Genomic DNA, 25,545 nt, shown 5'->3' with positions numbered 1-25,545 from the left:
CAGAAAACCACTATATAATAGAAGAAACTCATATGAGTTTTGATTCACTCCCCCTCCCTTATTCCATACAAAATCTTTCTGCAAAAACGAAAAGCCTACTTATTTCCTAGAATTTGTTGGCATATTTTATGATATTTCTAACATTTGACCCTTAACTTGATTGTATAACTTTGTTAAAATGATATCAGTTTAGGAGGGTAAAACTATGAAAAAACGATCAATTTTTATGTTGCTTATGATGCTTATTAGTGTAGTCATTTGGCAACCCCAATCGGCCAATGCTGATGAGCTATCAGGCCATATGCACGAAAGTGGCTTGCGTTATTTAATCTCTAAAGATGCATTGATTAAAGATGCAAACGGTAGCTATCGTCCAAATGACACAGTTACACGCGGTGAATTTGCCACATACATAGCAAAGGCTTTAGATTTAGGTACAAAAAGCGACATGACGTTTACAGATGTCTCAGACACCTATTTATATGCAAATGAAATTAAGCTTGCTGCTACTGCTGGAATTATCACAGGGTATACGGATGGCTCTTTTAAGCCTGACGCACGCATTTCAAGAGAGCATATGGCAGTTATGCTAATTAGAGCGGTGGATTATTTAAAAATACCAAAAGGTACTTCTTCTATTACGTTTAAAGACAATGCCACTATTTTTAAAGATTTCCGTCAGGATATTGCCATTGGTGCACAATTAGGACTGATTAAAGGAAGCTCTAATGGCATGTTTTTACCTAGAGACAATGCCACTATCGGTGAAGCTTCAACATTCATTCTACGTTTAATTCTCCTTGCCGATCAAATGGATACTGAGAATAACGAAAACAACGGAAATTCAGAGAATAATGGCAATAATAATGGAAACGCTGGTAACAACGAAAATACTGGGAATAACGGTAATACTACAGCATATATCATCAAAGAAATTTCAAATGGCAATCTAGTAGACAAGCAAAGTCTTACTAGCTTTGAAGCAGCTGAAAAAGCGATGACAAGTAATTCGTTAGTGATTACTCAAAATAATAAAATTATAAAAATGACTTCGGGTTATGTTGTAACGAATAATTACGTTGCACTGAGCTCTGAAACAATTAAGGATCAAATCGCTGTTGCTGGAAATACAGAAATGGAGTATCTAGGCAGTGATGCCACACAAGTAAAAGTACGCTTAGCTGGTCATGTAGGCTATTTAAAACAGGCTGACGTTAGCTTAATTCCTTCTGCATTAGTAAAGGGACGTTCTTTCTATTCAAATGAAAATGGTGAAATCAAGCATACCCTATATGATTATAAAACCAATAAGTATTCCTCTAGTTACGTGTACGGTAAGGCTCCTAGCTTTATGAAGCAAGGTGAAAAATACTTTAGCTGGGATGGCATTAATTTTACAAATGCCAATGGTTCTTCAAAAGGAGAAGGCTATAATTACTATCAATTCCTACCCGCTCGTGCGACAACTCAATATACAGCAGAAGAGCTAGATCAATATATTTTGCAAAAACTAGCGGAAGTTGAAAGCTCAGGTGCTACCATTTATAAGGATGCAACAACCAAAAGTAAATTAATTGGCTTAGGCTCTGTGTTAAAGGAAGTAGAAGCGAATGCCCATATAAATGCTATGCTTATTTTATCTCTAGCACAGCATGAGAGTGCTTATGGGATGAGTGATCACGCACAAAACTTGAACAATCTATTTGGTTTATATGTCTATGACACAAACCCACTAAACAAAAAGTTTGATAGTGTTGGTGCAAACATCAATGAGCTTGTCGAAAGGTTCTTACAGCCTAATTATATTACACCAGGGGGACGTTATACGAATGGTGCAGTGGTTGGCTCTAAGGCTATCGGTTTCAATGTAAAATACGCTTCAGATCCATTCTGGGGCGCTAAAATTGCTGGACACTACTATCGTGCAGAAAAATCTTTAGGCTTTAAAGATGCAAATAACCCTTATAAAATTGCACTAACTACAACAGCGGGTCTAAATGTTCGTGCAGATGCATCAACAAGTCAAAGCCCATTATTCACATTTAGCAAAAGTAACATGCCCGTCATTGTCACAGATACAGGAGCAAATGGTTGGTATCAAGTTGTTTCAGATAAATTACACACTGAACCTGCCTATATTAGTAAGGATTATATTAAATTCATCAATACCGTGAAATAATAGTAAATGGCTGCCTCCTAAGAAACGAGGCAGCCATTTTTTATAGATTTGTTTGTATTTTTCGAATGCGAGTATATATATGAGTAAGAAAAACGATCCCAAAAGATAGCCCCCTTTTGGAATCGTTTCTTCAACTATTATTGTTTCTTATAATATTGCAAAATACCATTGTAAATAGATTCTGCAAATAATTTAACGTATTGATCATTCGTCATTTTATTGTGATCCTCTGTATTCGTTAAGAATCCTAGCTCCACTAAAATAGATGGAATCACCATGTTACGAATGACGTAGTATTGCTCTTGCTTCACACCACGGTTTTTCATATTTAAATTGTTAACAATTTGGTTATTAACAAATGTAGCTAAATCTATGTCCTCCTGATACATATCTCCTGTAGATATTGCATAATATGTTTCAGTACCCTGTGCTGACGCATTGGCAGCGGAGTTGACATGGACACTAACGAAAATCTCACCATAGTTTGCTTGTGTAAAATCTACACGATCTTGTAATGATGGATACGTATCACCAGTACGTGTCATATAAACTTTTGCACCAGCATTTTCTAGTAATTGCTTTACTTGTGTGCTGACTTTTAATGTAATACTTTTTTCAGAAACAGAGCCTTTTACAGTACCTGGATCTTTACCACCGTGACCTGGGTCTAAGATGATAATACGATTTTGTAAAGGCTTAGCTGTTTGATTTAATAGTTTTAAATAGGATTTATGAACATATCCTGTTTGACCATTATAGGTGATTTCTGCCCAATAACCATTAATGCTATTAACTTGGACATACTCTCCCTTGTTCAGCTTAAATAGCACTGGCGAAGTTGAGTTACCTTGACTACGCACATTTAGGTTAGCAACCGTTACCTTACCTAATACATCTCCAGAAGCTGGGGGTGGTGTAGGTGTTGGATCCGGATTAGGTTTTACTTCTCCAGTAGCATCCGTAGTACTGTTTGCTACAATATAACCTGGCAAACCATTTACTTGTGTTAAATAATAGCCACCGACTGTTTTGTAAACTGGTAATTTTTCGTTGGCTTTAACTGATGAAATTACTTTTGCGGAAGATGTTGGCTTCACATATAAGTTTACAGCACCATTTGTCGTAACTTCTTTTTCGACTGCTCCTAGCTCATTGCCATCTGCATCTAAAAATTCAGTGTATTGCTTAAAAACATAGGCAAATGCACCTTTATAAGTCACCTTTAACCAATTGCCTTCAACTGCATATACTGATAATTTACCGCCTGTATTGACTTTACCTACGATGTTAGTACTAGAAGAGGAATCCTTTGATTTACGGATGTTTAACCCCTCTGTAGTAACTTTTACTAAGCCAATCACTTGTGATGTATCTGGCACTTGTACACCTTTTACAGGTAGTTCTAAGCGATATTTTTCACTTTTTGCACGCGCAACGAATAAAGAAAATTGTGAACGAGTTACAGTACTATTTGGTAAATACTTATCACCCGTTCCGTTCGTAATACCATTATAGTAGATGGTATTAATGTATTTCACATATTCATGTGTAATCGCTACGTCCGTAAATGGTGAGTCAATTCCCTCATACTCACTAGTATCTAAATTGAATGCCTTTGTTAATACATAACTCATTTCTCCACGAGTTAGAGGCTTATTTGGTAGGAATTCACCTTTTATATTTTTGTCGAAAAATCCTAATTGGACAGCACGTTCTATGTAACCTGACATTTCAGTGCCTACTGTAACATCTGAAAAGCTTGATTTATTAACAACTAATGGTTTGTTACCTGAAGCAACTACAACCATCTTAGCAGCTTGTCCTCTTGTTACATTGTTATTTGGGCCAAATACTCTTTTACCATTGACAAAGTATCCTTGAATAACACCTAAACTTACTAAATAATTGATTTCTTCATAGGCTGGATGTGTTTTAGTGACATCTTCAAATGTTATATTTGAATTGGTAGCTGCACTGACACTTGCACTATGTATCGTAAACATAGAAGCCGAAATCAATAAGACGCACAAGATAAGACTAATTTTTTTGATGTTCAATGTCTTATTTCCTCCCTTCTTGTTCTCTTAACGTGTCCATTTTAACAAAATTAGCTAAATAATGCATCAGACAATAGAACTGTTAAAATTTAATTTTCCAAGTCACACCCTTTCCTACAAAATTATCATAAAAATAGAAGAGTCTGCGATTGCAAACCCTTCTTCCATTATACGCTATTCAAAAGATCAATTCTTGCAATCTATAACACAATTAAAGTGTTAACTTTATGAACTTATTGTTGAATTCGTTTGATAAATACTTTTAGTTGGTCAATTTTTAGTAACTCATCTGAACCGAAGCTACCGTCTCCATCGCCATTTGTAATACCATTTGATGCTAAAGTCGAAATATATCCATTAGCCCAGCTATTTTGAGGTACATCGCTAAATGCTACGCTGCCACCGTTGTTTTCAAGGCCAAATGCTACCACTAATACTTTAGCAATTTGTGCGCGTGTAATTGGTGAAGACGGGTTGAATTTACCATTCGCATCGCCCTCAAAGATGCCTAGTTTTGCCACAGCTGCGATTGCACCTGCATGAGCATAGGATGGTTTTACGTCTGCAAAACCAGCATTTGTATCAGATGTATCTAAGTTCAAAGCTTTCGCAATTTGGACAGCTACCTCTGCGCGAGAAGCATATACTGAAAAGTCAATTGCTGCTTGTTTAACTTCTGCTTGCTGTTGTGTATCAAATGTCGCAACGCGTTTAGCACCTACATAACGAGAACTCCAATAGTATGGATCATTCACATTTGAATAACTTACGCCTTGACCAGTTTGAGAGTGGATCATTTTACCATCACCTATGTATATAGCCACATGTGAAATACCACTACCACTTGTATTGAAAAATAGTAAATCGCCAACTTGTAGATCGCTCTTCGCTACTGCAGTACCTTGTTGATACTGTGAGCCAGATGTGCGATTTAATTGAATGCCTAAATCTGAAAATACTTTAGAAGTAAAGCCAGAGCAATCAAAACCACTTGTTGTTGTACCGCCGTATTTATATGGAATACCTACGTATTTAGAAGCTGTATCAGTAACATCTGCTTTAGTTGCTGCTTCAGCAGTGTTTATATGAGCTGTTGAAAATAACATAAAAGATGCAAAAATCGGTAATAACCATTTCTTATTCATACTTTTGTTATACCCCTCTCAAAACTTTTTTGCCTATACATAGACTATCACAAAAAAAGCGATTGTTATTTTTCAATTGTGTAACGGTTTTAGACAGCAAAAAAACGCTGTAATACCAACGTTTGGTGGTATTTCCAGCGTTCAAATGGAATTTTTTTTATCGTATTTTGGATCTTTCGTAACATTCCTGTAATATTAGAGACTCTTTGTTACACAACAACTTATTGACTAGAGAACATTTGAACCCAATAGTAATTTCCTTTGATGTCCTGTGCTATCGCAACACCTGTATTTGTATAATGTTCTTTTAAAATATTCTCTCGATGACTAGGAGAAGCCATCCATGCCTTTACAGCAATTTCAGGTGTTTTTATATTTCTGGCAATATTCTCGCCAAAGCTTGTGTAATCGTAATCAAATAATGTCGCTAAATCCCAAGGTGCACCATAAAATGGAGAAACATGTTCAAAATAATGGCGATTCACCATGTCCTGTGCTTTGATAATCGCGATTTGTGTCAGCTCTGGATCATAGACAACCTTTTCTAGCTTATTCTTTTTTCTTTCCACATTAATTAATTCAATGACCTTTTTAGACCACTCTGTAGAAAGGTTTACTGTTGGGATATATTCCTTCGCTAAATAATCATAGGCCACTTCCAGCTTCTTTATCTTTTGCTGAAAATTTATGCTGCGCTCAACAAAAACAGCAAACTGTGCACGCGTCACCAATTGGTCTGGTGCAAAATGTTTCGTATCCACTCCACTAACAATGCCTATATCTGCTAAGGATTCGATATAATCCTTTGCCCAATGTGTGCTAGCAATATCTGCAAACTGACTGTTGTTTTTGCTATCTACTTTAAACTGATAGGCAAGTGTTAGCATTTTCGCTACCTGCATTCGCTTCAAAGGCTCTTCTGGATGAAATTCATCACCTTTTTGAATAACACCTAGCTTAACGAGCTGACAAATTTCCTTGTAATAGGGATGTGTTGCAGGAACATCCTTAAATTTTGCTGAATTCGCAATGTCTACATTTACCTGGAGAGAACGAGCAATGGTAGCAGCAGCCTCTGCCCTCGTAATAGCTTGCTCAGGCTTAAATGTGTGATCGCTATATGTAGTCATATATTGTTTAGTGAGCATATGTTGAATCGAAGCATTTGCCCAGTATGAATTAGTCACATCTACAGCTTTTGCAGATGCAGCTTCTACCTGACTTAAATTAGTTAAACTTCCTACGGTTGCAGCTATTGAAAGGACCACTATATAAAGTATTTTTTTCAACAGGGCTACCTCCTCACTCTGTCAAATGAATATGTATCCATGATGCAATAAAAATAAGTAAGCACATTATAAGATACGAATTTCATCTGATATAGTTTCACTTTTTTTGGAAATTTATAAGTAGATCCATTATTTTCTCGTTATAAAAGGAGTTTTCCCGCAATATTCATTGGGAAAACTCCTTTTTCGTCAGACTATTGTATCATTTTTAGATATTCTTCTAAAATGCGGAAATTATAAACTAACCCCTGTTGCTCAATCGATAAATTACTATAATCTTTTTGAGCAGCTAATACTTTTTTCTCGAAGGATGAGCTTTCTGGATCAATGCTGCCAATGGCTTGGACAACTTTCAAAACAGCTGCCACATCTTTTTCAGCCTGCTTTAATACATCCTCATTGATGACTTGTCCTCGTACTTTTGAATCTAGCGCTTTATAAGCAGCAACTGCATTAGCCACATCTTCAATATAGGTTGGCGAGCTTGGTGAAAGTCCCGCTATTAACTCAACCACTTTCTTGACATCAGCCATGCTTTTCTCTGCCTCTAATAAAATAGAGTAGTTGGAAATACGCTGTTTATCTATTGTATTCAAGCTATCATACTCTCTACGCACCGCTTCGATCATACCAAAGTAGAACTTATCCTTCGGGTTCAAGTTAGCAATGCTATTATAAACTTTTATCACGTTGTCTAATGATAGCAATAGCTGGTCGTTATAGACATAGCGTCTTTGATCGGCATTGAGCTTATCATAGGCTTTTAAAATCTTTTGATACTGGCTGTTCATATCCTTGGCTGTTAATAGTCGGTCAATATCCTCTACCACACTAATAACAGGCTTAATTAGCTTCTCTTGATCTTGTAGCACTCTATAATTTTGTACAGCTCGCTGCTGATCCTTTGGTAAAGCATTATAAGCCGCACGAATCTCTTGAATACGTTTCACATATTGCTTTGGATCAATAGATGGTAAGTCATTGATCATCTGCATTACATTACCAGCACCTAAAATACTAGACTCAGCTGCTTGCAATAAATAATAGTTTGTCACATATTGCTGCAAATCAGCAGGCAGTGCATCGTACAATGATCGTGCTCGTGATGTATCCTGAAGGAATGTACTATTAGAAGATTTTAGTTTGCTAATCAATTCCATCACATTAGAAACGGGCTCAAACTTTAAGAGTATATCAATATTATCAATATATTTCTTCTGATCCTTTGATAGTTTGTCATAGGCCTTACGTGCGGCGTTAAACTTACTAACAAAGTTTTGCGCTTCTGGATCTAGTTCATTAATTTGAACCATCACACTTAAAATCGGCTTAACCGCTTTTTCACGTGTTGTTAAATCTTTAATATTTGTCACTAATTTCTTTTGATTCGATGACAGCTTATCATAGGCTACTCGTGCATTCATCAACTTCGTTAAATAGTCTGCATCTTGTTCTTCTGTAAAATTAATAAGCTCAATCACGCTCTGTGCTAAGCCCTGTTCATTTTCTGCTGCCACCAGTGCATCATAGTTGATGATAGCTTGTTGTTTCGCTTCAGGTAGTGAATCGTAAAGCTCACGGGCTGTTTTCATATCCTGATAGAATGTTTTACTCGTTGGCTTTAATGAAGCAATAAGACCAATCAAAGAAGCTACATCCTCAACTGCTGTCAGATTATCATAGTTCGTCACTCGTTTTTGAGATACTGTATCAAGTGCATTATAGGCTTTGCGAGCAGCAAGTACCTTTTTCGTATAATCCTTACTTGTTGGATTTAAGGCATCAATCATTTGAATAACCTTTACTACAGCCTTATTGTTTTTTTCATACGCACTTAACGTTTTGTACTCTTCCACCAGCTTTTTAACATTTTTATCCATTGTCTTATATTCTGCAGCTAGGTCGGCTACCTTTTTGACAAATGTGTCAGGATTCTCATTCGCCAATGCTGCGACACGGGCATCAAAGTTTTTGGCTATATCGATATACCCCTGTGCTTTTATTAGGTCAGCATAATTGACAACCTTCCCTTGAAGTGTTTCATCTGCTAATGCCGCGTATGCCTCTGTTGCTTTTGTTACATCCACTTTATACGTTTTTTTAGAAGGATTTAAAGCATTAATTTGAACAATGACATCTACAACTGGTACTATATCTTTTAAATCCTTGTAATTTTTTACATATACTTTATTATTGTCATCTAGCTTTGCATAGGCAGTAAAAGCTGACTTCGCTTTGGAAATATAGCTTTTAGAGGATGGATCAAGTTTTTCAAAGAGTGAGATGACATTCACAACAGCTTTATGTGATTTTTCAAAATCTGTTAAAACTTTAATGTTCGTTACACGACTTTTTGCTGCTGATGGTAGTGCATTATAAGCTGAACGGGCATCTAGCATATCCTGTACAAGATTAGATGATGTATTTAAACTGTCGATCTTGCTCATAACATCTGTTACTGCTGATGCTTCGTTTGTAAGAGCTGTTAATTTTTCATTGAGTTTATCTTTGATATTATCAAGTGCTGCTGCATATTCACTGCCCGAAGCATCTAAAGTAGCAACTGCAGTTTTCAATGTTTCAAGCTGTGCGTTGTAGTCAGACATAGAAGAATTTAGTGCATTAACTTTTTTCGATACATCCGCATATTTGAAAAACAGAGTTAGTTTATTTGTGCCTTGAACTAACGTCTTTTCACTTTCTCCAAGCTTATCGAAAGCAGCCTGTGCAGCTAATGTCTTGCTTTCAAAAGTAGAAGCTGTTGGATCAATACTGTCGATTAATTTATCCACAGTTAAAGACGCGTTATAAACCTTTTCCCACTTCGTTAACTCTGCTAGATTATTAACAATTTTTTTGACATTTGCCGCATTGATTGTTGTTCCAGATGGTGCTGGAGGAGCATCATAAGTAGTTCGAGCATCTTTAATTGCTTGTACTTTATCTGAAGCACCTGCAATTGCCAAGATAAGTCCTTCAATCTGTTGTGCAGAAGCAATATTCGCGACCGCTATTTCAAAATCAGCCGCATTCTTTATATATCCCTTTTCTAAGGTTAATTGATTATCATAAATATCTTTAATTGAAGCTACTTCTGTACGATAAGCAGCATCACTGGATACACGTAGTGCTGAAATTCGCTTGGAAATATCAGCCGCTTTTTTATACTCTTCAAGTATAGAAGCGTTTGTCACCAAATTTTTTGATGCCGTATCAAGACTGTTATATGCTTTTTCAACAGACGATACCGCACTAATGAAACTTGTTGCTGATGTGAATTCAGACGGTTGTTTTGCTTTCAGCTGATTAATACTTAAAATAACTTTTTCTACAGCAGACTGACTCGTTAGAGCTTCCTTATATTTTTTGAAGGGCGTTACGGAAGCATCGTTTGGATTATAAGCTTCAACCACCTTCTTTTGATCTGCAGTTAATGTATTATATCCAGTTGTAAAACTGTTTAGTGCAGTCGAAATATCTTCAAAACTTGCAGAACTCTCCAATAAATCAACTAAATCAACTAGCTCGCTGGCAATCAATTCAGTAGCTTCTACATCCTTACCTAATTTTGATAGTTTTCCAACATCCAGTCCTTTTTTGCCAAAATACGCATCACGTGCTGCCTTATCATAACCATATTGCAACACCGAGTTACGCATAGTAGGAGCAATACTACTTGCGTTATTTATAAGCGCTGTATCAATGGCCTGTTTAAATTGAGCTTGTACATATAGATAGGATGTTGTATCTGTTGGTTCTTTTTCCCCTAAAAATTTAACATATTCGTCATTTACAGCTTCAACTTCTTCAAAAAACGTTTTACTTGAATACAAAATTCCATTAACTTTATTGCCCATTCCTTTAAGCTTTGTTAATAGTTCGCGATGCTTTACTACATATTCATACTTCGCTTTTATAATTGCTTTTTCATCAGCATGAAAATCTCCAGAATTTTGTACAACAATGAGATTTCCTTCTGCAATCACCATCTCATCACCTGAAGAATTCTCAGATAACTTACCAAATTCTGCAATGAGCTGCTCTCTTGTCGTCGCAGCTGCTACCGCGTTGGGATAGCCAACTTGCTCTGTCTGTGGTGTCACACGAGTTTGCGCATCATTTTCCTGTGCATTCGCTATAGCCGTAGGTGCAAGTAAAAGACTTGTTATGACCCCTGCTGTCAATTTTCGATTCAATCGAACCACCCTTTCATCTTTTATGTATGGGAAAATGATTATGTTCATTTTCAATTATCTTGATTCAGAATTTATCCCCTTCCACTATATAGAGTTAAATTCTTGTTTTACTTTTTTCATCGATTGATCAAATGCCCACCGAAATAAGGGAACACCGTCTAAATGTGCCACGTCTTGTAGTAATGAAGGTTGTGTGACCAGCATCATGTAGCCCCAATACCTCTGGCGGATGTCACAGATTTTGAAATAAAACGTTTCGAGCAGGCTCGAAAAAATCCGGACGTAATTACAGCAAAATGTAATTAATAATCATTACTTTAGTATCGGTATAAATATCATGTTTTCAAGACATTCTAGTATATTTACAAAATTATGAGTATCAAAAGTAATTTTTCAAATTTACTAGCTAGAAAAACAGGAAGTTATTTCAATTATACTATACAATAGATTTATGTGATGTTTACATCAACCGACATGTAGTGACGGCATATGATTTTTTCTACGAAATTAATGAAAAAAAACAGCTAATTTCATATGTCATAATCTTTTTACAAGGTGTATACTACAACTTTGAAATCCTATTTTGGAAGAAAGGACACTGTTTATGTTTTACCATTATAAGTTCTGGCATAGCTTAAAAAATCCTACCTACTTTACAAACATAGTAGAGGAAGGTGAGGTCATCGGATATAAGAAACGCGTATTATCAGTGTTTATTTTATTTATCCTGTTGTATGCTGTACGCGAATATTGGGGAATGGGGACGGAAAACTTAACGACCTTATTCGCAATGGATCAACAAAATGATTATTTTGTAGCACGCGTACTTTCCATGCTCGGTGCTGTATTATGGGCAATCGTCTATTTTTGCTTCCATTATTATGGGGTTACCTATCTATTACATCTATTAACGGACATTCCTTACTCTTGGATTAAAAAAGTCCAGCTTTATGTTGTTGCTTTCCTATTAATCGAAAAAGCAATTCTCTTTGCTGTTTTCTACGCAGTAGGCTATACAACAATGTTTTCGTTCTTCTCATTAGCTCCAGCTGCCCTACAGGTGATTGAAACAGATTTCGTCTTATTTAGCATCAACCAATTAACAGTAACGACCGTTCTAATCATTATTGTGCAGTATCTATTCCTATCTAAATGGGAGGAAGCAGCTAGTAGAAAAATATTAGTAGTCAAATTGATTGGTGTACAACTATTTATGGCCTTATTTGTTGGGATGATTAGTGTGCTACCAATAAAAGAATGGATTGCTAGGGGGTTAGGATGATGGCATTTATCAAAGCAAGACCATGGACAAGTATGACCATTGTGTTGGCGATGCTAGTAATCGGTATAAATGCTTATTTAGTCTTCAAGAATGATAGCAACATCACACGATCCTACTTTATCGACGAGTTTCAAAAAGCTTATATCGGCACAAATACTGAGCGTGTCAATAAAGAAACGATTGTAGCACCTGCTGAAACGTTTACCATTACGGCTGATGCAACTACCTTATCGGCTGTGAATGTAAAGCGTGGTCAGGAAGTGATGATGAATGATTTGCTTGCTACCTATCAAACTGATGAGGTAGATGAAGAGATAACAAAGCTTGAATCAGAACGTACTGCCTATGAAACAGAATTAAGTGATTTACAGGATGCACTCGACCAAATTGAGGATGAATATGGAGATGGCTCTAATCCGAAAAGCTCGATTAATACGGACCAAATCAATGATAAACTATCTGTTACGCTAAAATTAGAGCTCGCTCAACAAAATTCAGCATCGACAGCCGTTGCACTGTTAAATCGACATATTGCCGAAACAAATCGTCAAATTGCGCTAATTGAAGCACAAATTACACAAATTCAATCTCGTCAAGGCATTGTTAGCCCTATTGACGGTATCGTATCTGCCATTAAAGAAGAAGCTGGTACAGTAACGTTTGAAATCTATTCTAATGAAAAAGCAATGTATGCCTATTTATCAGAAAAGGAATGGCAAAAGGTACAGGAAGGCCAAACCGTTGATTTTAAAGTCAAACATGTTAAAGATGCCTTATCAGGTGTGGTTTTAGAAAAACAAATGATCGCTACAGATGATCATACATTTTGGGCAAATGAGCTAGCCAAAACAGCAGCTTTACCACAGCCAACAAATTATGAAGTAACGTTACAGCAAGATGCTCCATTAGAGGACATCCCCTTTTCAACTACAGGCAAGGCATCCATTATTGTCAATGAAGCATTCGATTCTTACAAAGTCGATAAATCGTGGCTAGCGACGACTAAAAAAGGAAATAAAAAGCTTTATATTATCAATCAGGAGGGCAAAATCCAGCTGATCGATATCAATGTGCAATTTAACACAGCGAAATCCGCTATTTTTATGGACTATGTAGAGGAAGGCACGCCAATGCTCTCTAATGAGAAACGTAATATTGCAGCCTATACCTTCCGCACATTGCCTGTTGAGAAAATACAATGGAGCCATTTTAAAGATTTAACTTGGAAACAATATGTGAAATACATTGTATTCTAAATAAAAAATCCGCTTCGCTCTCTTATGAGCTAGGCGGATTTTTTCGTTATGAACGAATCCCCTGTAGTAGCTACAGGGGATTCATCAATATTATTTGAATGATAAGCATCTATTTAAGAAGCTTGCAAATTGAGCACGTGTAATTTGTGCATCTGGTCTAAATGTATTGTCTGGGAAACCTCCAGTTAAATTATTCGCCACAAGTGCTTGGATATTGCTATATGCCCAATGTGTTGATTTAACATCTGTGAAGCTTACCTTACTTGTACCTGTTAATTTATACGCTCTTGTTAAAATCGCAGCCATTTCTGCACGTGAAAGCTGTCCATTTGGATTAAACTTCCCTGCTTCTTGCCCTTTAATAATGCCAGCCTGCTCTACGGCAGCAATGGCACTGTATGCATAGTGGCCTTTACTCACATCTTTAAAGCTTGAATCCTTCGTCGTTGTTAGATTTAAAGCTCTTGCAATGATTGTCGCTGCCTCTGCACGAGTAATCGATGCTTCTGGCTTAAATGTTCCATTGGCATACCCTTTAATAAGCGATTTATTGTTTAGGCTTTGGATTTCAGAAAATGCCCAATGTCCTTTTGCAACATCTGTATAAATTAATTCCTCATGATTATCTTTATAGACAGCCTGTAATTGATCGAAGTATAGCTGCCCTTTCTTTTGAAGAGACGCTGTTGGTTGAGCAACATATAAACGTTCAAATTTCAATGGTTGCGCTAAATCACTCGGAATATTCGCCGTAACGTACTTCCAGCCATTCCAGTCTAAACCGCCCTGACTTGTGAAATCAATCGTATGCTTAGCGCCAGAACCATCAACAACTACACCTCTTAGCCAATGCTTACCGCCATCACCAAATACCCAAAGACCGATGTTTTTAGGCTGACCTGTCATCGCAATTGGTGTCTTAGCAACCATATAGGCCGCTTTTGTGCCTGTGCCTGCTGTCGTAAAATCATAGTTTAATTGTAAGCTAGCAGTTCCCTGTCTAGCATACTCTTTAGAGCTTGCTAATGAAGCATTGGCTTTTGCCACTTCAGTTGTCCAAGATGATACATTATCGAAGCTATCTAGTACGATAGGTTTTTCTGCTAAGTCTATTACTTTTACAGGTGTAGACGTACGAATTCCTTCGTATTCTGCGATAATTTTCCCTTCACCTTTTTGTGTAGCGGTAAAGGTTGCCCCATCCATTTTTCCGATATTTCCTTCCACAGTCCATTTCATATTGGCTGGGTTAATCGTCATCGGATTCAAGTATTGATCATAGGCACTTGCTACCTGCATATCTACAGACGAACCTTTCATTACTTGACTTACACTACTTAATGTAATCGATTTTGCTTGTCCTGGTGGCGCTGTATTCACAACCTGCAAAATGGCTGATACACGACGCTCACTGCCCTCTGATGGTCTGTTCACTAGATTGGCAAAATAGCCACCTGGATTACGCACGACCATCGCTGTAGAGCCGCCTCCATCTAAGTTAATAGCCGAAGAAGCGCCCATTGAAATTAAATGAGAAGCTAAATCTGATAAATTAACACCATTACTGTGACCGCTTATGCGACCATCAATTGTTACAAGAGATACCTTCGTACCAGTGGCATCCACTGCAACTGCTGTACGTGGACTACGTGTTGAAGCAAAGCCAGAATTCGTCGGCATCGAAATATCAACTTTGCCGTTTCGCACTAGCATTGGTCCAGCAGCTAAAATGAATTGAGCATCCATCCATTTTTGATCAATGGATAAGCTTACATCGACATTCGTGCCTGAAGTAATTGTACTTAATTCAGCAGCTAACTCTTTATTTTGAACAGAAATAACAAAGCCATCCGCTGGTACAGATGAGTTACCTTCTGCCCCATAGGCTGTTACATGCGAAACTGTGCCTGAAAACTGGTCGCCAAAATGCAAGACATTTGTATCTTGGCTAGCACCTGTCACCACTAATTCTACACCCCATGTATTCGTACCTGTCGTTCTTTTTTCAGGTGTATATAAAACTGTTTTATTCGTTCCTCGTTCACTATTAATGAGATCAATAGGATAGCTTTTGCCATTCACTTGGAACGTTAGATTTGTTGTATAATAATCTGCTATCGCTTTTCCTGATTTTGATAAACCAAACGCAACTGGTTTTTGTGTTGGGCTATCATAGGTATCTCCTAAAATACCATAGTTCACTATTTCATTTTTTTCCGCTAACAAGTTCGCGGGCATACCATTACCTAAAAAGTAAGAAGCATTGACAGCTCCCACAACACGATGTCCATCATACGTATTTTGCTTTGCCATCGCTGATGTTGTTTTTAATGAATTAATAGGATTGGGCATACCGATTTCTAATTTTGTATATGTATTATTTAAATTAACATCTAAAACATTTACAAACTCACGAATTGAACCTGAAGTATAGCTTTGCTGTATATGTGTTACCTGTGGTGAAACCTCCGTTTTAACTTCACTGACTTTATTGCCTAAACCGGCTGCTTGTCCATTGATTGGGCTAACTGTTAGTATAAGCACAAATAGAGCTACAATAATTGTTACTAGTTTTCTTGCCAATTTCTTCACTCCGAATATATTCAAAGTATGGCACGATCTCATGTCACATGACCCGTGCCAGTGACTTTTTTATTTTGTTCCTACATAGATAGCTACTGGAAGATTGACACCACCAGCATGCATTAGTTCTAATTCAATTGTTCCTGATGAACCATCAATTGTGTACTCTGGCAGCTCAACATATTCTGTTCCTACTCGTAAAGAAGGCACTAAATATACTTTACCATTGACCTTAATAGCACCACTATATAAACCACCACGACCAGCTAATTTCATCTTAATCGTTTTTGATGTGCCAGATGAATTCACCACTGGAATCGACACCTTATAGTTCATGCCAAAATGACCTGGATTCCCTACTGCTCCATTGATTTGGGAGAAGGAATTTTCAGCCGTTTGTAAATGGTCTGTACGTCCGTTAGAAATGTTATAGCCTACCTCTGGAGAATCTACTGTATAGGCTGGTAGCTCTGCTAGAATTGTAGCACTTGGCCACGCACCCCTTGGATGTTTAGCATATTCATCAACAGCAACCTGCTCTGATTGAATCGTTCTTAAGTCACTATTATCCTTTGTAAGCACTGTACGAATCGTATACTCTGGCTTTCCACCGTTAGCCGCTTGGATATCTAAATCATGTAAAAAACCAATGATATAGTCGTATTCTAAATCGTATGTTTCAATAACCTTTGTTTCTCCTGGTTCAATCACAGTACCTTTACTTGTTGATCTTTGAAGCTTGTTATTTAAAACAGCATCAGCAATTGTTAAACCAATATCGTGGCCTACCCAGCTGTTCCCAGTTTTTTGGTTAATGCCCTTCGATTCTGTTACCTTGATACTCTCTGTAGTAGATTTATTTTGAACCGTAATCCCAAGCTTCACATCTGTCCCTAATGTGTTATAATGCCAACCAAAGATACGGTGCTTATTCGTTGCTGCTGCTGCATTAACATCGTATTGTGCAAGCGTAGCATTTGATTTAGGAACTAATTTACGTGTTAAAGTTTCTGGGTTGTCACTAATAAATAAATCACGATCTCCCTCTAAACGAGCAGAAGGAACGGCTTCTGGATAAGCTGTTGAACCAAATGATTTTTCAAGGAAAGAGCTTGTATACATATAATGATAGACATATAAATACATTTCTCGTTTTTCACTTATATAACGCAAGTTTCCGCCTAATGCATTCACTACAAAGGTAATAGGAACGTACATCTTCCCTTTTTGAACAAAAGGAACCTCTTCTAATGTGACAACTTCATTATTCACTAAAACTTGATTACTGTTATCCTTAAAAACAAAGCTCATGCCAGCTATTTGTAATTCAAAAGAGTTATCTGGTAGCCACATACCTGTTGAATCATCAAGGTATTCATATATATAATTCGCTGGGATATAGGATCTTGATTGCTTCATCACAATTGGATCTTTCATCACAATGCGATGATTATTAATATGTAAAATATATGGGTTTTCTTGAGGTTGCTCTGGTGTTTCATCAGATAACGTAATATCTACACTTTGAGTATCGGGGTCCCAATTCACAGTGCCATCAAAGTTTTCACTGACAAAGCGTAATGGCATATAAGTTCGGTCCTTATACATAAACGGTGCGACATCCATCGCCACCTCTTCCCCATCTACTAATGCGTTCATAGAGTCAATCGTTAAATCGACAAGCTTACCATTTCGAGTAGCTGACGCTGTCAATGTATCCTTATTCCACTCCACATTCGCACCAATCGCCTCATATAATGCGCGCATCGGTAATAATAAGAAATCCGATTTATTTAAGATAGGGTCATTGACACTAATCGTCTCTCCATTAATCATAATCGAAACATTGTTTTTTATCTGAATTCCATCTTTACCAATAGCTGTTGCAGATGCTTGTCCAGGCAAAATGGTAGCCAAAGCAACTGCCGATACAATACATGTATTCCTAAGTTTCTTAAACATGCTAATCTCCTTTTTCACATTCCATAGTCTTTAACATCTTAACACGAAAAAACCCTAAAATGTGGGATTTTTATCGAAAAGAGTTGAATTCGGTACTAGAGTGCTAACCCCTCTCCTTCAAAAGCTTCATAGAAAGAAAAGGCTATTTCCAAATCTCCATGAACATTTTCTATCAAACTCATTGCTACTTGATAAATCCTTATGTATAACCCCCATCGTACTGTATTTTAAAGGTAATGAAGTCAGCTTTTTATCAAATTATATGTGAATAATATTTGATAAGTAACTTCATTACTATTAGAACTCCCAGTAAAGTTATATTTTCTTAATTAGACTCGTTTTATAGAAAAAAGTTACATAACTTTTGGGTAATCACCATAGAAAATGAAGTATGGAGAACAGAGCCTATTAAGGCTATCCAAGAAGAACAATCCACTTTAAATGTAAGTTAAAAATAAAAGTAGCTAATCTATCCAAAGATAAATTAGCTACTTTTTTTATTTTTTTAATTACCTAAAAATAGAAATTATACATATTTAATACGACGATTATTATAATTTTTTATATGTGTTCAGGGTTATCTTCCATAATATGCATTTTGGGGTTTGAAAGAGTCCACTTTTCATCAGATGCTTTTTAAACGCATTAGTGGCTTACTGCCTACAAATAAAGTTTTTTATATAAGTTACCTGTTCAACTTATTTATAAATTTTGATCCTAGTAATGTGACAATTGAGTAATCCGTTTCGTCACCTTCTATAATTACTCCAACTGTCCTTTTTACATCAATTGGGATATCAACTTTAATTACATTGTTATCTTTTGAGAGTGTATAAGTTTTTAATATTTCACCATCTCCAACAAAACTAATAGTAAATGGTGTTTGGTTTGTGTATTCATAACTATTCATCGTAGGTGAGTAAGATAAAGTCGTTTGGTATTTTCTAGGGACAGTTCAAAGAAGTTCTGTTTTTCAAAATATCCTTTACAAAGTATACACTCTAAATTAAGGTTGATAGGCTTTCACTTTCACTGATGTTTTCTAATTTGTGGATATTATATAACGATTAAACAACAATATAAATAAGCTATAATCCGCAGTGAATACTGATAGAGTTCGATTTTTATTTCCTGTTTAATTACAACAATTGTAAAATAATAGTTATAAGTAAAATAATTCCTTATTAACATACAATGTGATAATCTAGTATTAGCTGGTCACCCAAACAATATATTAGGAGGTTTGAAAAATGAAGAAACTCTATACATTTTCTATTATGACATTACTCACAATATTTTTATTGTCCACAGGTGCCTCAGCGGCCTCAGCGAATTATATTCAGTGGGAAACAGAACCGAACGATAGCTGGGCTACTGGCAGTCAGGTTATTACTTATAACATCGATGAGGCAATAAATAGAGGTTACATCAGTTCAGTAAATGATATTGATTATTGGAAATTTGAATATGGAATTAATTCTAATGGCTATCAAATTGCTTTGCAAGTTCCTGATGGTGGATACAATTATGGGGTAGTAGTATATGAAAAAATAAATGGAAAATATGTTGAAGTAGCCAGAGATAATGGAGACTTCTACCAAAATGTTTATTTAAACATTCCTGGCCTAAAAAGTGATGGCTCTGTGCCACAATATGTTATTGGCATATTCTCGCCATACAACATTATTTATACGCCGGATAAATACTATCAACTTGTGGTTTCTCCACTTTAATAGTTAAACGAGATCCCTGTTTAAATTCGTCATCAGTAAACAGTAAGCCCGTAATAAAAAAATAGCGCGAGATGGACTGCAATGTATTAGACTGTTAAGTTCGATAAAAAAAGTTCTAAAATAAAAGTTTGGGGACACAGAAAAAACGATCTTCAGCAATCAGGTACGATTATGGATTAAGGCATCTCTTTTCCTGTGAAAGAACTTAAACATCTTTCATTTTCTGTGGTATAGCTCTTATTTTAGTGCTACAGGAATGGCTAATGGAATCCTTTAGTAATTTTGATTCATGAAAATCAAACTACAAAAAACAGATTTATTCTACACGCTTTGTAGATTAAATCTGTTTTTTAATTTTAACAGCAACAATCTTTGAGAAAACTACCTTCTTTAAACAATACCTCCCTTCATACAAAAAGGGGTTATTTAATATCGGAATATCTTCTCGAGTGCTTTCCCAGTATTTCTTTATCTCTTTTAATCTTTTAACTCCTTTCAGATTAATAATTTAGTATAGTTATTTACCAAATTTATATTTTTTAAACTAATAAAATGGGATAGTTATATAAAAGGAAAGATTCAAAAGTTCATTCGAAATATAACCTAGAGACACATCTATATTTATGCTAAAAAACAAAATGCAAAAAGTTTTTTTAGTAAACCGAACAAGTTGCTGAATTTGTTGATGAAATAGCTAACGAAAATAATGTCTGTTATTTATCAATAATACGATATGACTCTAATCTATTAAGCATGCACTTCACATGAAGAATCTAAAAATTTTTCCGCTTATTATTGCCTTTATTACTATTGCTTATTAACTTCATATACGAGAAAGTGCCCCCCATTAGTATTAGTATTAGTATTAGTATTAGTATTAGTATTACCATATTTTAGACTTAATACATTTAACTGGACTAAATGATAAAATATTTTTATGAAGAAATTTATTATATTCATAATAAAAAAGCTCTGCTGACACTTCCTTTACAGAGCTTCAAGTATAAACTCTCTATTTAAATATTGATAAACAACCTATTAGTCATTTGATAAGATGTTTAATTATATCAATCCACTTTTCCATCCCCCTCTCAACAGCTCTATTTTGCCATTCAAACCAAATCCCAGAACATTCACCACAATGACTGTCTACCCCGTTCTTTCTATTCATATCTCTATAAGTAAATATAGTTTTTTACGGCAACCGTAGCAAAAGATTTCTTTTTCTTTATAAAATTCCATATTTAACCTACCTAATAATTTTTACTTATTCATCTCCTTTTTTCATTAAAGTTATTCAATAACTAAATACATAGGTGTTAAACTTTTAAGAGTTTGCTATTGCTTATTTATTGGTTTATTAAGAAAAGGTTTGTATTAAAAATCAGATTACATTGATTAAGAAATATAATAAACATTACAAAGTATCACTCTATATTAACTAAACTGGGAATTTTTCTTTCTTAAGTTTACTTTCTTTCATAGAGTAGATACAAAATAAAATAAGAGACTATCATATAATATGATTGCCTCTGAATTTAACTTTGGAAAGAAATAAATTCTGGAAATAAGTTTTTTATAAATCTACTCTAAATCCTACGCTTCTGCTAGTTCCAACCTTCACATATATTGCCATACAAAGTCCAAACGGCTAACTATAATACTTCAAACATTCCATACTTCCAACCCTCATATTGATTTTCTTAGGTTTTTACTATCCATGTATAAGAGCGATCGGTTTAACAGTCAATCCTTCAATTGCCACTAAAGGATTGCGTCTATAGTGAGTTCCTAAATTTAATATCGCAACCATAAAAAAGAAAAGTACTATAGAGAGTATCTCTCCACAGTACTTTACTTCTATTTACAATATTTTTTGGGTGCCAAACATTCCCTAATTATTGAGCAGCAACTGTAAGATTAATTGTTACAGTTTTTTCTTTACCATATTTAGCAACTTTAAATACTACATTACCTGTAGCATCAGGTGCTGGTAATGCTGGATGAGTAACTATACCAGTAGTATTTGCAATAGCAGCATTAGCTGAATTTTCAATTGTTACAGTGAAACCTGTAGCAACTAAGCCTTGAGCTTTATTTAGTACGTTTGCACCAGTTACTAATGCTGGTGTTTCTAGAGCTGCTTTAGTAATGTTAAGTGCTTCAGCATCAACTAAACCTTGCTCTTTAGTTTGAAGAGCTAATTCATTTGTAACTAATGTTTGTTGAGCAGTTGTTAATGCTACATATGCTGCTCTAGCAGCTTCAACTTCAGCAATTGTATTTGCACTAGCGATTTGTGAAATCACTGCATTAACTGCAGCATCTACTTTATCTAATTCTACAGTTGTCGCATCAATGTTTGCAATTGTATTAAGAGCAGCATCTTTAACGAAACGAGCATCTTTTGCAGAAACTGTAGCAGAAACTAATGGCTTATCTAAAGTTAAGATAATTGATTTAGAATCTCCAAGTGCTGATGCTACGTTAGTTACTGTAACTTTATTATTTTCATCTAAATTATCAACTACTACGAAATCAGATTCTGCATTAGTTGCAGTAACTGCTTCGTTGAAAGTAATTTTAATTTGGTTGTCTGCACCAGCAACTTTTACTACTTCTTTAACTGTCGCTTTGATTTTGTCAGCAATATCTTTTGATTCAGCAGTAATTTTTTTACCTAATACATCAACAGTAGATGGAGATGCTTTAACAGTAAGTTTACGTAGAGCTGGTGGGTTAGCTCCATTTAGTACATCTTCAGGTAAATCAGTTTTTAATGTGAAAGTTACTGTTTTACCATCAGTAGAAATCTCAGAGTGAGCAATCTCAGAACCCTCTACAGTGAAATCACCTTGAACTAGTGATTGAATTGGGTTAGTGAATTTTACTTCAACTTTATCTTTTGCAGTTGCTTTAACTGTGTCGATTTTAGTATCAGTTTGAGCTGCAACAGGTAATGTTTTAGATAATCCTTCTAAATAATTTCCAGCTAAATCTTTAACTAGTTGTACTTTAACTGTAAAGGTAGTACTTTCTGCTGGAAGAACATCATTGAAGTTAAGAATTACACCTTTTGCATCTTGAGTTACATTAAATGATGCAATTGTTAATGTTTTACCATCTGGCTTAGTAACAGTATATTTATCAGTATCAACGATTGAGCCGTCTCCACTTGTAGCCATTGCTTCGCTAAATGCAACATAAAGTTGTTTATCGTTTAAACGAGTAACAGATGTTAATTCAGGAGGTGTTACGTCTTTTACTGATAAAGTTGTAGTGTATGGAAGCATTACATTTTTCAATGTAGTGTTATCACTTACACCTGTTACACTTAATGTGTAATCAGAGTTATCTTTTAAATTACCAAGTAAAGTAATTGTTACTTCTTTGTCTTTTGAAACATCGACAGTACTAGAAATTGCTTGTACTTTACCGTCTTTATCTTTAATCACGTAGTTAGCAGCTTTTTTAGCTGTATCTGTGTCTAGTGATTTTGTAAATTTAATAGTAATTTTTTTGTTGTTTGAATCTTTAACAAAAGTAGAGCTAATTACTTCTGGGCGAGTTTGATCGATTACAGGCGTTACTTGAACTTTTGTATCTTTATCAATTACGTTGCCAGAGAAGTCTTTCACATTAGTTACAAATAAATCAGTTGTGTAAACCAGTTTATTGTCACCTACGAATGTAAATTCAAATGTATCATCTTTAAGTTGTTTTACAGAAGAAGCTTGTTTTTTAGCTCCACCTTGCATCCAGTAAACGTTAGAAGCAAATACTTGTTCAACTGGCTCAGAGAATTTAAGTACTACTTTTTCGAATGAAGCACTTACTACTGAAGCTACAGTTGGAGCAGTTTTATCTTCAACAACATTGAATTTAGTGTCAGCTTGAACTGTTTTGAAGTTATTGTAATCTTCAGTACCTTCAGCAGTTAGAGTGTGTTCTCCATCTGCTAAAGCAGAAGATAATTTAATGATTACAGTGTTTAAGTTCGTTTGAATAGAACCTACAACAACTTTACCATCAATTTTGAATTGTGAAGTTTGAGCTGGTTTCACTGGCTCGCTGAAGTGTACACGAATTGTTTTGTTACCTAAAGCTTCTACTTTAGATACAGTTGGTACTGTATTATCAAGAGGCTTGAATTTTAAATCTTTAGCATTGATAACTTTGTCGCCAGCTTTAATGTTGTTAACAGCTAATTTATATTCAGCTTGGTTTTCAAGTTTGTCAACAATATTTAAAGTTACAGAACGACCATCTTCTTCAACAGTTACTGAATCAACTGCAGGAGAATTAGTACCTGTAAGAGTGTAGTTTCCTTTTTCGCCAGCTGTAGATGGATCAACTTTACCGTCGAACTCTACTACTACTTGTTTAAGGTTAGTTGCAGATACAGATTTAACTGCAGTAGCTGTAGTTACAACATAAGTAACTTTAGCTGTGTACTCAACGTCTTTGATTTTGAAAGTAACTTCTGTTTCTTTGTTAGGCTCTAGAGCTTTTTCTAAAGTAACAGTTTCTTTAGTACCATCAGTTAAAGTAACGTTTAAAGTTTTAGCGTCAACTACTTCGATTTTGTCAACTTTTGGAGTTGCATCTACAGTATCAAGTGTACGTGAGAATACAACTGCGAAGTCTTGGCGAGTAATTGAAGCATTTGGGTTTAAGTTTGTTTTACCATTTGCTTCAGAACCTTTGATAACGCCGTTTGCTACTGCGATTTCAAGGTAAGATTTAGCCCATGATTTAACAGTTGAAGCGTCAGCGAATTGACCTAGATCTGCTTCACCTTCTAATTCGAAAGCTTCAACAAGAATTTTAGCTGCTTCTGAACGAGTTAATTGTTTGTTAGGAGCAAATTCAGTTGCGCTTACACCTTCAAAGATTCCATATTCTACAGTTGCAGCGATTGCATCGTAGTACCAAGCATCAGCTTTTACGTCTTTGAAGTCTACAGAACCTTCAGCTTCTAATTCTAGAGCATTTGCGAAGATTGTTGCAGCTTGTGCACGAGTGATTGTGCTAGTTGGGTTGAAGTTGCCGTTAGCATCTCCTTGAATTACACCACTGTCAACTAAAGCTTGAACTGCCTCTTTAGCGTAACCTGAAACTTTATCGAAATCATTTAATTGTGCTGCAGATGCTACAGGAACGATTGCTGATGCAACTAATGCAGCTGTTGCAGATGCCGCGAAAAACTTACGGCCTTTGTTTTGCTTTGCCATTATTTGTATTCCTCCCTAATATTCCTAAAAATTGATATTATTCCAATGAAAACTATAGTACCACCATAATTAGTTGCCTAAATTTATGTATTATAGCTTTCCTGAATAATTCAAAACTAAAGCAAATTTTCTTAGTAAAGTTACTAGAAAAAGAGTAGTAGAATACCATTCTAGTAAGCTTATTCACTTTCTACAATAATATAACACTCTTTTTTCCATAATTCAAGCACTGGGACATAAATTTAGTTATAGAAGATTTTTTTTCCATACCTAGTGTGGTATTTTATAGCAATGGAAAATCTCCCATCTATTTATCCCCTCATTTGGATTGGTAACATATAGTTCCGTTACCTATTATACCTGACTCTCCTTAATAACCAAGTGTTTTCTAGAATGGTTACTAAATTGTCAAAAATTAAAGACTCCCGTAATAATTTAGTAATAATTGTAAAGTTACAGTAATACTGTTTGTACTTTTCTGTAAAATCCAGACTTTTCAAGAGTTTCTACTATATTAATAAAAAGCAGTCTCTATCTGTCCTCATGTTGTAATGATAGATTGGCTATTTTTATGCTACACTTTTGATAGTTTGATAGAACATCATCAGCTATTGAAGGGAGCTAAAAAA

The 25,545-nt window shown here is 35.5% G+C and carries 12 protein-coding genes; 4 read left to right on the top strand and 8 right to left on the bottom strand.

The window, feature by feature from the left end; genetic code table 11:
• Positions 1 to 205 precede the first annotated feature (205 nt).
• Positions 206 to 2,179, top strand: coding sequence for an S-layer homology domain-containing protein (locus tag V6670_RS03125; protein ID WP_338652560.1), 1,974 nt, complete (start codon positions 206 to 208; stop codon positions 2,177 to 2,179).
• Positions 2,180 to 2,316: 137 nt separating this feature from the next.
• Here V6670_RS03125 and V6670_RS03120 read toward each other — a convergent pair whose 3' ends face one another.
• The 4 genes from V6670_RS03120 to V6670_RS03105 form a co-directional block, all read right to left on the bottom strand.
• Positions 2,317 to 4,236, bottom strand: a complete 1,920-nt coding sequence (locus tag V6670_RS03120) for an N-acetylmuramoyl-L-alanine amidase (RefSeq protein ID WP_338652559.1) — start codon at positions 4,234 to 4,236, stop codon at positions 2,317 to 2,319.
• Between the two features lie 233 nt (positions 4,237 to 4,469).
• Positions 4,470 to 5,381, bottom strand: coding sequence for an NlpC/P60 family protein (locus tag V6670_RS03115; RefSeq protein ID WP_141903823.1), 912 nt, complete (start codon positions 5,379 to 5,381; stop codon positions 4,470 to 4,472).
• 221 nt (positions 5,382 to 5,602) lie between these two features.
• The gene (locus V6670_RS03110) at positions 5,603 to 6,670 is read right to left on the bottom strand and encodes an S-layer homology domain-containing protein (protein WP_338652558.1); all 1,068 of its coding nucleotides are present in this window, start codon (positions 6,668 to 6,670) and stop codon (positions 5,603 to 5,605) included.
• A gap of 194 nt (positions 6,671 to 6,864) precedes the next feature.
• Positions 6,865 to 10,914, bottom strand: coding sequence for a cell wall-binding protein (locus tag V6670_RS03105; protein WP_338652557.1), 4,050 nt, complete (start codon positions 10,912 to 10,914; stop codon positions 6,865 to 6,867).
• 556 nt (positions 10,915 to 11,470) lie between these two features.
• On the opposite strand from V6670_RS03105, the gene V6670_RS03100 reads away from it, so the two are divergent.
• Both V6670_RS03100 and V6670_RS03095 read left to right on the top strand, forming a co-directional pair.
• Entirely contained in the window at positions 11,471 to 12,148 is a 678-nt protein-coding gene (locus tag V6670_RS03100) for a hypothetical protein (RefSeq protein ID WP_058845006.1), read from the top strand.
• On the top strand, positions 12,145 to 13,404 hold the full coding sequence (locus V6670_RS03095; RefSeq protein WP_338652556.1) for an HlyD family secretion protein: 1,260 nt from the start codon (positions 12,145 to 12,147) through the stop codon (positions 13,402 to 13,404). Before V6670_RS03100 ends, V6670_RS03095 begins: the two co-directional genes overlap by 4 nt.
• A 90-nt stretch (positions 13,405 to 13,494) precedes the next feature.
• Here the strand turns inward: V6670_RS03095 and V6670_RS03090 are convergent, their stop codons facing one another.
• The 3 genes from V6670_RS03090 to V6670_RS03080 form a co-directional block, all read right to left on the bottom strand.
• On the bottom strand, positions 13,495 to 15,996 hold the full coding sequence (locus V6670_RS03090; protein ID WP_338652555.1) for an S-layer homology domain-containing protein: 2,502 nt from the start codon (positions 15,994 to 15,996) through the stop codon (positions 13,495 to 13,497).
• 60 nt (positions 15,997 to 16,056) lie between these two features.
• Positions 16,057 to 17,949 (bottom strand): stalk domain-containing protein, encoded by a 1,893-nt coding sequence (locus V6670_RS03085; RefSeq protein WP_338652554.1) that lies wholly within the window; start codon positions 17,947 to 17,949, stop codon positions 16,057 to 16,059.
• Between the two features lie 685 nt (positions 17,950 to 18,634).
• Positions 18,635 to 18,859, bottom strand: coding sequence for a hypothetical protein (locus V6670_RS03080; protein WP_338652552.1), 225 nt, complete (start codon positions 18,857 to 18,859; stop codon positions 18,635 to 18,637).
• Between the two features lie 340 nt (positions 18,860 to 19,199).
• Here V6670_RS03080 and V6670_RS03075 point away from each other — a divergent pair, with 340 nt between their 5' ends.
• Positions 19,200 to 19,682, top strand: coding sequence for a hypothetical protein (locus V6670_RS03075; RefSeq protein WP_338652550.1), 483 nt, complete (start codon positions 19,200 to 19,202; stop codon positions 19,680 to 19,682).
• Positions 19,683 to 21,580: 1,898 nt separating this feature from the next.
• Here V6670_RS03075 and V6670_RS03070 read toward each other — a convergent pair.
• A complete protein-coding gene (locus V6670_RS03070) occupies positions 21,581 to 24,916 on the bottom strand; it encodes an S-layer homology domain-containing protein (protein WP_338652548.1) in 3,336 nt (1,111 codons plus the stop codon).
• Between the last annotated feature and the right edge of the window lie 629 nt (positions 24,917 to 25,545).

Origin of the sequence: Lysinibacillus sp. Y5S-8, from assembly GCF_036894365.1 — a bacterium.
GTDB lineage: Bacteria > Bacillota > Bacilli > Bacillales_A > Planococcaceae > Lysinibacillus > Lysinibacillus fusiformis_D.
Note: the sequence above shows the minus strand (reverse complement) of the source record. Positions and strands in the feature narration are given on the sequence as shown.

Bases quoted from the DNA above. Each gene is read 5' to 3' on its own strand.
- V6670_RS03095 (WP_338652556.1), top strand. From the start codon at position 12,145: ATGATGGCATTTATCAAAGCAAGACCATGGACAAGTATGACCATTGTG.
- V6670_RS03085 (WP_338652554.1), bottom strand. From the start codon at position 17,949: ATGTTTAAGAAACTTAGGAATACATGTATTGTATCGGCAGTTGCTTTG.
- V6670_RS03125 (WP_338652560.1), top strand. From the start codon at position 206: ATGAAAAAACGATCAATTTTTATGTTGCTTATGATGCTTATTAGTGTA.
- V6670_RS03075 (WP_338652550.1), top strand. From the start codon at position 19,200: ATGAAGAAACTCTATACATTTTCTATTATGACATTACTCACAATATTT.
- V6670_RS03070 (WP_338652548.1), bottom strand. From the start codon at position 24,916: ATGGCAAAGCAAAACAAAGGCCGTAAGTTTTTCGCGGCATCTGCAACA.
- V6670_RS03100 (WP_058845006.1), top strand. From the start codon at position 11,471: ATGTTTTACCATTATAAGTTCTGGCATAGCTTAAAAAATCCTACCTAC.
- V6670_RS03105 (WP_338652557.1), bottom strand. From the start codon at position 10,914: ATGAACATAATCATTTTCCCATACATAAAAGATGAAAGGGTGGTTCGA.
- V6670_RS03080 (WP_338652552.1), bottom strand. From the start codon at position 18,859: ATGAATAGTTATGAATACACAAACCAAACACCATTTACTATTAGTTTT.
- V6670_RS03115 (WP_141903823.1), bottom strand. From the start codon at position 5,381: ATGAATAAGAAATGGTTATTACCGATTTTTGCATCTTTTATGTTATTT.